General features: G+C 36.4%; 12 protein-coding genes. 8 read left to right on the top strand and 4 right to left on the bottom strand.

What is annotated here, in order from left to right:
- Positions 1–244: 244 nt before the first annotated feature.
- Both AC6H33_RS05365 and AC6H33_RS05370 read left to right on the top strand, forming a co-directional pair.
- A complete protein-coding gene (locus tag AC6H33_RS05365; RefSeq protein ID WP_497605928.1) occupies positions 245–1,870 on the top strand; it encodes a type IV secretion system DNA-binding domain-containing protein in 1,626 nt (541 codons plus the stop codon).
- On the top strand, positions 1,867–3,033 hold the full coding sequence (locus AC6H33_RS05370) for a hypothetical protein (protein ID WP_497605929.1): 1,167 nt from the start codon (positions 1,867–1,869) through the stop codon (positions 3,031–3,033). Before AC6H33_RS05365 ends, AC6H33_RS05370 begins: the two co-directional genes overlap by 4 nt.
- A 17-nt stretch (positions 3,034–3,050) precedes the next feature.
- On the opposite strand, the gene AC6H33_RS05375 is transcribed toward AC6H33_RS05370, so the two are convergent.
- Positions 3,051–3,278, bottom strand: a complete 228-nt coding sequence (locus tag AC6H33_RS05375) for a helix-turn-helix domain-containing protein (RefSeq protein ID WP_497605930.1) — start codon at positions 3,276–3,278, stop codon at positions 3,051–3,053.
- Positions 3,279–3,451: 173 nt separating this feature from the next.
- Between AC6H33_RS05375 and AC6H33_RS05380 the strand changes: the two genes are divergently transcribed.
- The 4 genes from AC6H33_RS05380 to AC6H33_RS05395 are packed head-to-tail and all read left to right on the top strand — an operon-like array spanning position 3,452 to position 7,077.
- The gene (locus AC6H33_RS05380) at positions 3,452–3,790 is read left to right on the top strand and encodes a hypothetical protein (RefSeq protein WP_497605931.1); all 339 of its coding nucleotides are present in this window, start codon (positions 3,452–3,454) and stop codon (positions 3,788–3,790) included.
- On the top strand, positions 3,787–4,380 hold the full coding sequence (locus tag AC6H33_RS05385) for a hypothetical protein (protein ID WP_497605932.1): 594 nt from the start codon (positions 3,787–3,789) through the stop codon (positions 4,378–4,380). The genes AC6H33_RS05380 and AC6H33_RS05385 overlap by 4 nt, the downstream gene beginning before the upstream one ends.
- A complete protein-coding gene (locus AC6H33_RS05390) occupies positions 4,373–6,859 on the top strand; it encodes a hypothetical protein (protein WP_497605933.1) in 2,487 nt (828 codons plus the stop codon). The genes AC6H33_RS05385 and AC6H33_RS05390 overlap by 8 nt, the downstream gene beginning before the upstream one ends.
- Positions 6,856–7,077 carry a hypothetical protein gene (locus AC6H33_RS05395; protein WP_497605934.1) on the top strand — a complete coding sequence of 74 codons (222 nt, stop codon included), beginning with the start codon at positions 6,856–6,858 and terminating at the stop codon, positions 7,075–7,077. The genes AC6H33_RS05390 and AC6H33_RS05395 overlap by 4 nt, the downstream gene beginning before the upstream one ends.
- A 221-nt stretch (positions 7,078–7,298) precedes the next feature.
- Here AC6H33_RS05395 and AC6H33_RS05400 read toward each other — a convergent pair whose 3' ends face one another.
- The 3 genes from AC6H33_RS05400 to AC6H33_RS05410 all read right to left on the bottom strand — a co-directional run bounded on the left by AC6H33_RS05400 (position 7,299) and on the right by AC6H33_RS05410 (position 9,551).
- Positions 7,299–8,111 (bottom strand): hypothetical protein, encoded by an 813-nt coding sequence (locus AC6H33_RS05400; protein WP_497605935.1) that lies wholly within the window; start codon positions 8,109–8,111, stop codon positions 7,299–7,301.
- 111 nt (positions 8,112–8,222) lie between these two features.
- A complete protein-coding gene (locus AC6H33_RS05405; protein ID WP_497605936.1) occupies positions 8,223–8,390 on the bottom strand; it encodes a hypothetical protein in 168 nt (55 codons plus the stop codon).
- Between the two features lie 681 nt (positions 8,391–9,071).
- Entirely contained in the window at positions 9,072–9,551 is a 480-nt protein-coding gene (locus tag AC6H33_RS05410; protein WP_497605937.1) for an SHOCT domain-containing protein, read from the bottom strand.
- A 244-nt stretch (positions 9,552–9,795) separates the two neighbouring features.
- Between AC6H33_RS05410 and AC6H33_RS05415 the strand changes: the two genes are divergently transcribed.
- Together AC6H33_RS05415 and AC6H33_RS05420 are read left to right on the top strand one after the other, a co-directional pair.
- Positions 9,796–11,394 carry a type I restriction-modification system subunit M gene (locus AC6H33_RS05415; RefSeq protein WP_497605938.1) on the top strand — a complete coding sequence of 533 codons (1,599 nt, stop codon included), beginning with the start codon at positions 9,796–9,798 and terminating at the stop codon, positions 11,392–11,394.
- Positions 11,384–12,646 (top strand): restriction endonuclease subunit S, encoded by a 1,263-nt coding sequence (locus tag AC6H33_RS05420; RefSeq protein ID WP_497605939.1) that lies wholly within the window; start codon positions 11,384–11,386, stop codon positions 12,644–12,646. The genes AC6H33_RS05415 and AC6H33_RS05420 overlap by 11 nt, the downstream gene beginning before the upstream one ends.

Consider the following 12,646-nt stretch of genomic DNA (forward strand, 5'->3'; position numbering starts at 1 on the left):
CGGGGCTATTTTTGCTCTATTGTGGTACATTTTTGGAATTAAGAAAGAGAATGGCTTTGTGTATGCAAGATTTCCATTTGCTCATAAAAACGCTGGAGGCTCACTTCCAAATCCGCTAGAAGTAAAACGGGGTTATATATGGACTCCTGTTTCGAGATTAAAAATTCTCTTTAAAAAAAGTGTTAAAAATAAAGTTTTTATTGATACCTTTAGATTCGATGAAGATTTCAAATATAAAGCAAATATGAATGGATTTTTTGCCAAAAGAGCGGAGATATTAGAAATTCATTTTGACCCTTTAAAAATGACACAGGGTATTTTACTTGTAGGAAAAATGGGTTCTGGTAAGACAGAGTTTTATTTCAATATTCTAAAACAACTGTTTTACAACAGAGCAGTCATACACCAAGTAAAAGCAGGCGATTTTGTAGAAACGCTATTAGGTAAAAACGATATACTGTTTTCGCCGTATGATGAAAGAGGCTATTTATGGGATGTTATGAGTGAAGATGAAGGTATTCTAAAAACTTTTTTCGAGAATTATGCCAACGCAATTATGGGAGATAAAAAAGACTTCTTTAGTGCCTCAAGCCAACGCTTATATAATGAGCTTGCTCAAAAAGTCAGAACCAAATACGCAAACGAGACTTCAGCTGTTAAATGGTTATTATTGATTAAAGCGATTAAGGATTTATTCGCAGAGATGGACGGTGGAACTCAGAAGTCAAAACAAGATGTTAAATCAACGATGGAAGCAATGTTTGAGCCTTTAGAGATTATGGCTTTTAAAATGCAAGACCCACAGCAAAAACGATTTATAATTAAAGACTTTTTCAAGAGAAAAAATCAATGTAAGCTTATTATGGATAACATTCCAGAGCATGAAAAATCATTAACTCCACTCTTTGCAGCTTTCATAGCTTGTATGTCACAGGTTCATACTTCAATGCCTGATTCTAAAACAGATTTTACTTTGTATGCATTAGATGAGTACCTATCTTTTTTATTAATCATGGATGACGCTTCTAAGAAGCGCTTGCACACGTTAATTCGTTCTAAGTGTGGAATACTAATGCCAGCCGTGCAATACATACCGAAAGATGATAAAAAGCTCCAGCAGTTATTGACATCTTCTGCTTATGCATGGATTTATTTTAGCGTGATTGAAGAGGAGACAATCAATCTTCTTAAAAATTCTATTGGAGAAACGGAGTATGTTTATTCAGAGAAAAACGAGAGCCAAGATTCAAAAGGTAAATCCTCAAATTATTACTCAAATAAGCATGAGAAAACGAATATCATATTCAACAAGCTACTAAACGGTTTGGGAGACAAGTTCGAGCATATCGTTTATTTGCCGAATCATGAAGTCGTTTATAAAGGCTACACACCACAAGCAAACTTAAAAGCGATTGCTAAAAAGAGCGTTCCTGCTGATTTAAAAGAGTATTACGCTTTAAAATACAGCAATGATAATGCACCAGAAGAGGACATCAAAAACCTTACTTTTGCTGACCTTTTCAAAGAAAAACCACTCTCGAAAGTGGAGGAATTTAGACTTTTCAAAAAGTTTGAAAAGGCAAAAGGGAAAGAAGAGGAGCTTAAAAACTTTAAAACAGAAAACAAGCTTGAGCAGGTAAACCTTGAGCATCTCTTCCAGAAGTATATGCAAGACGGGCAAATTTTAGAAAACAAAATGAAACTCTTTACTTTAAATGAGAGAGTGGAGCTAAACGGCAAATGGCAGAGAGTGCAGGGAGACGCAGAGCAAGAGTTACAATTTATTGAAAAGTATGATTTGTTTGGTGCTTTACCTGCATTTTTTGAGTTTGATTATAAAGATAAACTTGAAATAGAGCAAATGGTATGAAAAAGTTTGATGATTCGCAAATTCAAACCTTTATCCGCCAAACTAACGAGGAGCTTGTTTTACAAGACCCTCTACCCGTTTTACAAGATTTAGCAATCGAGCTCAAAGAGCTAGGTAATGACAGCTATCGCATGAATATACGAGGCGAGAAAACGGCAAGTGCTTATATCTCTCTCAAACATGGCAAATGGATTTATAAAGATTTTGGAGCGGACAAGGGCGGCAATATCGTTAATGTTGTGATGGATGCAACAGGGAAAGATTATAAAACCGCTCTTAGCTACTCTTTACAGACGCTAGGAGTCCCGAACTATTTGGAGCAGGCCCTTAACTCTAAAAAAGAGAGTTATGAGCTTACAAAGGCAGACCGAGAGAGAATAGCAGCGCAGAGAGAAGCAAATAAGAGTCGTGAAAGCTCTCATCCGCTCTCTAAGGTTACGACAGTGCATGAAGTCGCTACAAATCAGTTAGCAGTCGATTATCTAGCCTCAAGAGGTATTCTAAAAATACCCCCGCAGATGAAGATTATCAACGGTGAATATACAAACAACCAGGGCAAAATAAAAAAAGCTTTTGGTGTTGGCGTTCTAACTCAAAGCGGCGGCGGGGATATCCATTTTCTCCAAAAATTGGATTTGAAGTCTATGAGTTTTGGAACGAGTGATGTGAGTTTTTTTAAAAACCCAAACTCAAACAAAGTAGCGATTTTTGAAAGTAAAATGGATTATGCAGCTGCATACCAACAAATGCCGCTAGACGGTGTTAATATCATTATCGCTAACAGCACGTCAAACGCTTCTAAAGTCGCAGAATTGCTTATATCAGAGGGATTGACACAAACCCCTATGTTTTTTAATCAAAACGACGCAGCAGCATATCGTTTCGTGGCCGACATAATGAAAAAGGCAGAGATTACAGAGGTTAAAAGCATTCGCTATGACATCATGAGCGAGTATAAAAAAGATATCAACGATATTTTACTTGAGGGCGAAAAAATAGCGGACCGCATAGAGACGCGAGATATTGATTACTTTTCAAATATCGCCGCTTCTCTTGAGGCTATCCAAAAAGCGCAAAACACTCCAAAAATAGAACCAGTAACAAGAGAAGATTTAAAGCTCGCAGATAAAGCTTACGAGAGAAGCCAAGAGCGAGAGAGGTAAGGGTTTTTAAAAGAAAATTAATTACCCTCGTTTAGCTTCTCATTGAGTTCTTTGATGAGGAGCTTAAATTCATCTAACTCTTTAGTTTTTTCATACATACCAAGAAATTTAGCAACCCACAACGGCACTGGATTAGAGCGACCATACTTAGAGACCGTGGAATACGGTATATCGGTTAACTCTGCAAATTCGGTCAGATTGATATTCAAAGCAGTTAAACGCTCTTTGAATTGTTCGAGTGTCATATTATATTACTCCTATGTCTTATTAAGATTTAAATAATAGCGTATATTTGCTTAAAAGGCAAATAAATATCTATATATTTAGCATATTAGGAGATAAAAGCTTGACATTTATATCTTAATAGGATATAATTATTCTATATATTTAGTATATTAGGCAAATAAAAGGAAATAAAATGAAAAACATAACAGAAACAGCACAACTGATTAAATACTCTAGACAATCGATTGAGAATTCTTTGGAGCTGCTCCAGCTAAAAATAGAGAGTGATGAAGAATATAAATCTTTTTCACAAAAGTTATATGAAGAAACGAAAATATCAAATTGTTTCCATAGTAGTTATTTTGAATTTAGTTTTTTCAAAGTTGAAAATGATGTAGTTATATCTTTATTTAGGATTGATGAATTTGGTAATGTGCTTTTTACAGAAAAAAATATTTTTGATGGTATTGAAGAAGTTGCCGCAGAGGCTCATAGCATAGTCGCAAAATTTTACAATGGAGTAAAAAAATGAACCCAATACAAAAAATAGCTTTAACTTGGTACAAAATCATTGATGGAACCGGAACACTTTACGATATGCTCCGTGACCTAAACATATATGTCAGACTCGTTTTTTATATAGGGCTGGTACTCTTTACTTTTTTTGTTTTACAGTTAACAGAAAAGTTTCTACCGCTTGCAAAGTACGGTGCTGAGGGCTTATATATCTTTCTTACTTACCTTACGACAGCGAGCACGGCTTTAGTCGTTACATACGAGAGTATCTACAACTTGAATGTAAAAGCAATCATTCAAATGCAAAAAGAAGATCGCGATTACATAAAACGCGCAAAACTTCAAAAATGGCGTTTGCGTAATATGTTATTCCTCTTGCGAATAGGTGTTTATATTTTTTGTTACATAATCATTGCGAGTCTAATTCAATTGATAGTTGTCATGGCTTTTATGGAAAATTATCCGATGGCGGGCGAACAAGAGCTCAAAATGCTAAAAGAGAGCTACTACATTATGCTTGGATACTTCACGATGTTTTACGCGTTTTTGTTTTTAGTTTTAGAGTTTTTCACACGTAAAATTCAAGAAAGGGGAACTCATGCTTAAGTATCTACTTTTAATTTTTATATTAATTAACCCGCTGGTTGCTAATTATCAAAGCACCTACGACCGTAAAAATATTCTCGCGGATTTTGAAAAAGGTGGAGAGGCAATAGAAAAGTATAAACTAGACACCTTTATTACGTTGCAAAAGGAAGAACTGGTAAGTCGAGGCGTTATGACGGACTCCAAGAGCTTAACAAGTGAAGCGGATAGTGTCGATTGTGCTGAGTTTTTGGCTAACGGCAATTTTACTGCTACAATTTATAGGCTTGACCCTAAAAGCGGCCGCGTTAGCTGCATGGTAGCAAACACCGGCAATCTCTACAACCCTATCGGAGTTTTTGATGTTTACTACCCAAAAATAGAGGCAAAATTCAAAAAAAATTATGCTCAAAGCCAGGGCGAAAATGCAACAGCACTCAAGACGGCTAATGAGCAGTTTAAAGTGCTCACGAATGAGAAAAAAAAGATAGCGAGCGAGATTGCGCAAAACGGCGCTCAATATCTCAATATCCCTCAGCTTCTATTGTCAAGTGTATTGACAGATGTTGACATAATCGACATGGAGGCAACTCTGGCGGCGGGCAGGCTTCAACTTCAAGACGGCTATACGGCTAAAATTTACCGCGAGAATGCAGGCGTAACTGATAATGCCGAGATCATCAAGAGTGATGCTAGCGGACTGTTTAGCGTGTACACAGGACTAAGTAATTTGTCTATGCAGTACTTTTATTTTATCTTTGGTTTCGCAATGATTTTTGGAGCCGGCGGTTTTGCCCTTAACTACTTTAGCGATCAGGTTGATAAAACTAGTAAAACGGCGAGAAAAACTCCCTATGCGGTTGGCGCTATTGCAGGTATGCTGCTTTTTTTCCCGTACAACGATCACGATATAATCCACGCTCCAAGCGGAGAAGAAATAGGGCAGTTTGATATTATGAAGACGCGCTATCAGGATTTTGAAAAAACTGGGTACTATCTCTTTTCGGATTGGGCTAATGAAATAGCAAAAGTCACGATTGACACAGAGATGGACGGTCTGATAGATAAGGCAGGTCTAAGCAATCAGCAGCAAATCATCGACTCACATGCGGCTCTGGCACAGTATCGTAATCTAACGCAATACGCGGCACAGATAGACAAAGAGTGTTTTGAAACCTTCAAAAAAGACTGGTTCTCTAATATAGATAAAATGAATATCTATAGCGATAACCCAAACACGCTATTTCCACTATCGGAAAATTGGGCTTACGCGGCGTCGTGGGGTAAGATAGGCGGTGCTGATTACTATAATAAAGGTTTAGTGCTCTCAAGCGGCTACTCTGCATTTACAATAAATCAAGCTAGAGAACAAGACCTAAACCTTTATTATCCTAGGTATTCAATGTCCGCCTGCGCGCATAACAATCTCTTAAAACTCCGCTACCAGGACAAAATGATAGACTATACCAAGTCATACCATGAGGCGATCTTTAGCGGCGACACGGCGGAGCAGAGCGCTAAAAAAATAGCCGTATTGCGCAATCTTACCCATTTTCAATATGAGCTTTATCGCGATTGGGGTTTTTTGGCAGTGCTAGCTCTTCCAGTGACGAAGATGCAGACAGAGTATATCGGCGGTCTGTATAGAACAGAGAACTCTTTTCTTAAAAAAGCCAACGAGGAGATAAACGGCGGAAACATCGTCGGCGAAGCAGTTCATAATCTTGTTAGCTCGCTTCCTTATGGACTTCTTCCTGGAGTAATGAGCGTGTACACTTTTACGGAGCAGAACGCTCATATTATCGGTGCAGCGACAGGGGCGGCAGCCGGAGCGAGCGGCGGATGGATCGGCGGACTCTTTGGTGCCGTTGCCGGCGGTGTGGCCGCTGAACTATCCAGTAGCGTCATCGGTTTCGGTATAGCCGTTGCGTACGCTAAAACTATAATCGTTTTATCACCTATACTAGCGATTCTTCTCTTTGGGCTTGCGAGATTTTTAATTATAATCGTCAAGATATTTCTTATCCATTTTGTAAGTTTAGTGCTGTTGCCGGTGATTTTCGTGAGTAGGAACCTGGAGTACTTCAAGACGTTTAGTTTGAAGGTTTTCATAACGATGCTGGAACTCCCAGTATATGTTATTGCCGTTTGGCTCGCGGTAATGGTAAACTCTCTAGTCCATTCTATAGGGGATGTTTTCAGCAAGAAGATCATACTCGGAATGATCGAAAACAACAAAGTTAGCTCAGCGGCGAAAGAGATCTCGCTCTCTGATTTTGCATCTATGAACTTTGAATATATCAATGTTTTTAAAATATACGTTTTGGATGGCTTCATGCAGATTGGTATAACTATCTTTTCATTAGTCATGATCTATGTAATTATTCTAAAAGCTCACAGTGCGCTTTTTGAGATGTTAGAACTAAGAGGCGTCGAAACTCTCGATCAAGCGGGAGAAGCTTTGTCGGCTCAATCAAGAGGATTTGGAGGTAAAATATGAAAAGTTTAGTAGAAGAAATTAAAATCTTGACCTATAACATTAAAGTGGCAAAAAAATTGCCCAAAACTGAGAGCTCTTGCTCTCTTATCCGATTGATGGAGCATATAAAGGATGCGATATCCAAAAATGAGCTATGTCCTCAAATAATAGACACTATTATAGTATTTCTTCCGCTGCTTTATTTGCAAATTTATAAACTTAAAAAACAAAAAATATGAGCTGCCTCTAGAGCAACTCTCTTATCAACCTCGAGTTGAGCCAGTGTCAAACGAATGCCAAATTTAGGCAGATAATTTGCTAGAACAGCTCTATATTATGGATTTAATTGGAAAGAAATACATGCAAATTTTAACTCTTCGTTTGACACCTAACGTTTAAAATGAGCAATCAAAAACCCGCTCGCGGGTTTTTGATTGGTCTCCTTTGATTTGTTAAACATCTATTTCGCTTCCATAACTTGTAAACTCCATTGTTCACATCCTGGTTCTACAGGAAAGCCATTTTCATCTTCAAAACGTATATTCATTCCTGCACGAGTTTTCATAGTTTTAAGCTTGGTTGCGGGGAGAAATTCAGGTGTTAAAAGCTGAAATTCATCAGGTAAAGATCTAATATTATTTATATAAGATTGCGTCTTTTCATATTTCACTACATCGCCTTTCATATATTCTAGTAATGACTCTATTTCTGATTCTTGCAATTGATAAGTCCAGTTTAGGCACCATCTAATTTCTGTAGTATCAGATTTGGTAGGTATTGATAGTCGATGCATTATATCGGATTGGTTAGATGACGTTGGAACCTTTCCTAAGACATTCGAGATAATTTGCTCTTCAGCTTCTTTCAAAAGAACACAACCCGCCCATTGTTGGTTTTGTTCTTCTTTGCTCAATTGTTTGAAGACATCACTCAAGAAAATTTTTGTTTCATCATCTGCGCAATAATCCCCAATTCCTATGGCTCCTCGTAATGGCATATTTTCATTTGAAAATAGTTCCATCAGTCGCAAAGTTGAGAAAATAAATTTACAACTACTTTTGACATCTATTGGATATGATACTAGAACTAGTGTATCAAATACAAATTCACCTACTTCGAAATTGTAGTTTTTTGTTTCTAAACTCCCTGGTAATGTATCATTTACAAATACCTTTTCACGAGCTTCTTTGATTAATCTATTGTATTTTTCTATAACTTTTTGCAATTCATATTTGTCTTCAATTTGACTAGATAATCCTAGTACATCTAACATGGCTATTAATCGATTTTCCAGATACAAATAATTCCCCTGATGTTTAACGTTTGAGTTGAGAAATAAATTAGCCGCAGGGTAATTTATTTCTCTTCAATGTTTTGTTAGGTGTCAATCTCTAAGTTCTGCACTAATAAAGACATTCGAATTTGTATTGATAATTTTTTTACCTGATTTAATAAGATGACCATCTACGGAATCAATTTTTAAAACATAAGTAACTTCCTCTGAAGCATTCTCTAAAATCTTAATAGAATATGTTTTTCCTATCTCAAACATAATATTTCTCCTTTATTTTGTAATTAGTTTCACCTAACTAGTTATTCATTCCCATTATAGTGAACTTAGACTTAATATTATAATTAATAGAACACACAAAATATACTATTAAAAGTGATAATAGGTTGATTTAATTAAAAAATATCATATTTTTAATGTTTTTGCATTTTTTTTTATATTATTCTTAAATATAAAGTGTTCTTTTAGCACTAAATTTACCGTTATTTGGACAAAGTGTTGAGTTATTTGTTTAATAATCCATTAAAAGGACATAGTATCCCTTAAGCAAGAGGTGTAAATTATGGAGATTAAGAAATAATTGTTGATAGAAAAAAGAGTTTAAAGGAGCTATTTCAGGGGCTTTTAGTATGTTTTAGATTCTCCAGTATCCGGAGCCATGCATGTGCTATAGTAACTCTTATACAACAGCTGAACAAATTGAGCAATTGATTTCTAATAACAAATTAGATTGGAATAAACAATTTGATAAGATGAATAAGAAACTAGCTATTGATATAAAAGATAATTAACTAGACTTTTGAAGTTTTTAAATTTCAATTATTAACATTAATACAATTGGAATGCTTATATAAAAAATACTTTTATAGTTTCTATAGCTGGTTTATAATTTTTATTAACTCTTGTGTTTATAGCTTTCTTCTAAGTTGCTGTAATGAGTTGCTACTTAAGCAACTCCGCTTTTTTGGCTTCAAACTCTTCTTTAGTAATAGCCCCTTTTTCTAGCAGTCCGAACCAATATCCGACATCACTCTTATCAACTGTAACCTCTTTTGCTAGACCATTATTAGCATACGCCTTATGCTCTTTGGCAACTCTTTCATTAACTTCCATCTGAGCTAACTCACCTTCAATGTTTTTATAAATACTTAGCCCGTTTTTTCTTCTAAACTTTCTTACACTTCTCTCCCAAAGGATAAAAGGGATTGCAAAAAGAAACATGCCCCATAACATATCAAGGGTAGAATTGCCAAATGTGCTGCCCTTTGTCCATTCGGCATCCGACATTATTATCATCCACACACCGACAAGATAAAATGGTACATAAAAAACAGCATATGCAAAAAGTCTTGCTGCGAATCCTCCGGTTTTTATTGCTCCTCCCGCTGCTGCGAAAGTACCATTTGAATTATTCTTACTCATTTTAAATCCTTATTTTATTAAAAATTATTATTTGTAGTTTATCATAACTTTAAACTTTTATGTAAGTGGAAAAAATGTTTTGTTATTAAACTGAAATGACATAAATAAACTAGACATATTTTACTTAGTTAACTAATAGTGTTTTTCATCATATATAAAAGAATTAGATATTTATCTCGCTCTAAAGTATAAAGAGGTATTCTATTGTTAATTTTTATAAACTAATATTCACAAAGAGAACATAATGCCAGAACAGAAATTTTTACAAGATTTAGAAAAAAAACTGTGGACATCTGCCAACAAACTACTTCCATCATTAGATGCAGCGGTATATAAGCATGTAGTGCTTGGAATGGTATTTGTCAAATATGTATCAGACAGCTTTGAGACGCGCCGTCAAGAGTTAAAAGTTGCTTTTGCAGACCCATTAAATGAATATTTCTTAGGTGAAGATATAGATGAAGAGTTCATAAATGAAGAGCTAGAGAACAGAGACTTCTACACTGAGAAGAATGTGTTTTGGGTACCGCAAGCGGCTCGTTGGAAATATTTGCAAGATAGCATCAGGTTATCTCTTGGCTCACCTTTGCCTCATGGTGGAGAGTTTAAGGGTGCTGGAAAGTTACTTGATGACACTATGGAGCTTATAGAAAAAGAGAATCCAAAGCTCAAGCGCATCCTTAACAAAAACTATGCGCAACTCCAAATAGAACAAAATAAACTTGCAGACCTGCTTGACCTTATAGCTACTATTCCATTTGTGCATGACTCGCTCAAAGCAAAAGATATTTTGGGGCATGTGTATGAATACTTTTTGGGGCAGTTTGCAGCGGCTGAGGGGAAAAAAGGTGGACAGTTTTATACTCCTAAATCTATAGTAAATCTCATAATCGAAATGGTTGAGCCTTACAAAGGGCGTATTTATGACCCTGCTATGGGGAGTGGTGGATTTTTTATAAGTAGTGAGAAGTTCATCGAAGCTCATAATGGAAGACTTGGCGATATTTCAGTTTATGGGCAAGAGTCTAATCCTACCACATGGAGATTAGCGGCTATGAACATGGCGATTCGTGGGATAGACTTTAACTTTGGAAAAGAACCAGCAGATACCTTTACTAAAGACCAACACCCAGACCTAAGAGCTGATTTTGTACTGGCTAATCCACCGTTTAATCAAGATGAGTGGTGGGACGCTAGTTTGGAGGGTGACGCAAGATGGAGCGGTTATCCAACACCTCCAAAAGGAAATGGCAACTATGCTTGGATGCTTCACATGTTGCACCATACAAGCCCACATGGAGTTGTAGGTTTGGTTTTAGCCAATGGCTCACTCAGTTCTAACACTTCTGGCGAAGGGGACATAAGAGCCGCACTTGTAAAAGCTGACATTGTAGAAGCGATAGTAGCTCTTCCATCACAACTCTTTGCCAATACACAAATACCTGCATGTATCTGGATACTCAACCGTAACAAGAAACAAAAAGGCAAAACTCTTTTTATAGATGCTAGAAATGTTGGACACATGGTAGATAGAGCTCAGAAAGCATTTAGTGATGATGACACAAAAGCATTGGCGGATATGTTGCATAAGTTTAGAGCCAACACAGGTTATGAAGATATAGCAGGAGAGTTTTACGCAGCATCTACTGAAGAGATAGCAAAACAAGAGTACATCTTAACTCCAGGGCGATATGTGGGAACAGCCGAAGAGGAAGATGACGGAATCTCATTTGGTGAGAAAATGGCTACACTTACTGCAACTTTGAGTGAACAGTTCAAAGAGTCGGCAAGACTTGAAGAGATGATTAAAAAGAACTTGGTGGGGCTTGGGTATGAGGTCTAAAATATCTTTTGGAGACATAGCTAAGTTTTCAAATGGCAAAACTTCTCCTGATAGAGATGATAATGCAAAATATAATGTTTTCGGTTCCAATGGCATTATTGGAAAATCTAATCTGACAAATACAGAAGACGAAATTGTTATAATCGGCAGAGTTGGTAGCTATTGTGGAAGTGTTTATTTTTCAAAACATAAATGCTGGGTTACGGATAATGCAATCAAATGTGAAGCAAAAAGTGATAATGTTCCATCTTTTATTTACTATCAAGCACTAAAACTAAACTTGAATAATTTTAGAGTTGGAAGTGGACAACCACTTTTAAATCAAGGGATTCTTAATAATCTTGAAATCAATTATTTTGCCCCTCATACCCAAAAAAAAATAGCCCACATCCTCTCAACCCTAGATGACAAAATAGAACTCAACCGCAAGATGAATCAGACACTAAAAGAGATGGCTCAGGCACTTTTTAAGTCTTGGTTTGTAGATTTTGACCCAGTACATGTCAAGGTGAATGCCGCAGGCAGAGAGGATGCCCTGGGGTACAAAATGGGATGCGCAAATGATGAAGAGCTAGAAACAGCAGCACGTGAACTTGGAATATCCAAAGAGATATTAGAACTATTTCCTAGCGAGTTTGAAGAGAGTGAGCTTGGGATGATTCCTAAGGGGTGGAGCTTCTCTGAATTATCTTCAATTTGTAAGGTTCAATCAGGCTATGCATTTAAAAGTGCTTGGTGGCAAGATACTGGAGTTAAAGTTGTTAAGATTAAAAACATAAATGGGAGCGTTGTTGATACTTTGGATTGTCAGTGTGTATCTAAAGAGATAGCAGATAAGAATGCTAACTTTAAACTCAATAGTGGTGATTGTTTGATTGCAATGACAGGTGCTACAGTTGGGAAAGTTGGAACTATTCATACTTCTGGTGAAGAATATTTACTTAATCAACGAGTTGGAAGATTTCAACCATACGAAAATCATGATGAATATGTAAAAATATTAGTCAATACAGATAAGTTTTTTGATAGTATTCAAGGTCAAGCCCAAGGAAGTGCACAACCAAACATAAGTGCAAAAGAAATTGAATCTACAAAAATTATAAAGCCTGATATTGAAGTGATAAAATCTTTTTCTAAACTTATGAGTCCTATTTTTATGAAAACACTTGAACATCAAGGAGAAATCCAAACCCTCCAAAAAACAAGAGACACACTCCTTCCAAAACTTCTCAGCGGCGAAATAGAGGTATAA

This window comes from Sulfurimonas limnophila (assembly GCF_059705345.1).

Excerpts from the sequence above, each read along its gene's own strand:
- AC6H33_RS05390 (WP_497605933.1), top strand. The coding sequence starts at position 4,373 with ATGCTTAAGTATCTACTTTTAATTTTTATATTAATTAACCCGCTGGTT.
- AC6H33_RS05375 (WP_497605930.1), bottom strand. The coding sequence starts at position 3,278 with ATGACACTCGAACAATTCAAAGAGCGTTTAACTGCTTTGAATATCAAT.
- AC6H33_RS05415 (WP_497605938.1), top strand. The coding sequence starts at position 9,796 with ATGCCAGAACAGAAATTTTTACAAGATTTAGAAAAAAAACTGTGGACA.
- AC6H33_RS05420 (WP_497605939.1), top strand. The coding sequence starts at position 11,384 with ATGAGGTCTAAAATATCTTTTGGAGACATAGCTAAGTTTTCAAATGGC.
- AC6H33_RS05395 (WP_497605934.1), top strand. The coding sequence starts at position 6,856 with ATGAAAAGTTTAGTAGAAGAAATTAAAATCTTGACCTATAACATTAAA.
- AC6H33_RS05365 (WP_497605928.1), top strand. The coding sequence starts at position 245 with ATGAATGGATTTTTTGCCAAAAGAGCGGAGATATTAGAAATTCATTTT.
- AC6H33_RS05385 (WP_497605932.1), top strand. The coding sequence starts at position 3,787 with ATGAACCCAATACAAAAAATAGCTTTAACTTGGTACAAAATCATTGAT.
- AC6H33_RS05370 (WP_497605929.1), top strand. The coding sequence starts at position 1,867 with ATGAAAAAGTTTGATGATTCGCAAATTCAAACCTTTATCCGCCAAACT.
- AC6H33_RS05410 (WP_497605937.1), bottom strand. The coding sequence starts at position 9,551 with ATGAGTAAGAATAATTCAAATGGTACTTTCGCAGCAGCGGGAGGAGCA.
- AC6H33_RS05405 (WP_497605936.1), bottom strand. The coding sequence starts at position 8,390 with ATGTTTGAGATAGGAAAAACATATTCTATTAAGATTTTAGAGAATGCT.
- AC6H33_RS05380 (WP_497605931.1), top strand. The coding sequence starts at position 3,452 with ATGAAAAACATAACAGAAACAGCACAACTGATTAAATACTCTAGACAA.
- AC6H33_RS05400 (WP_497605935.1), bottom strand. The coding sequence starts at position 8,111 with ATGTTAGATGTACTAGGATTATCTAGTCAAATTGAAGACAAATATGAA.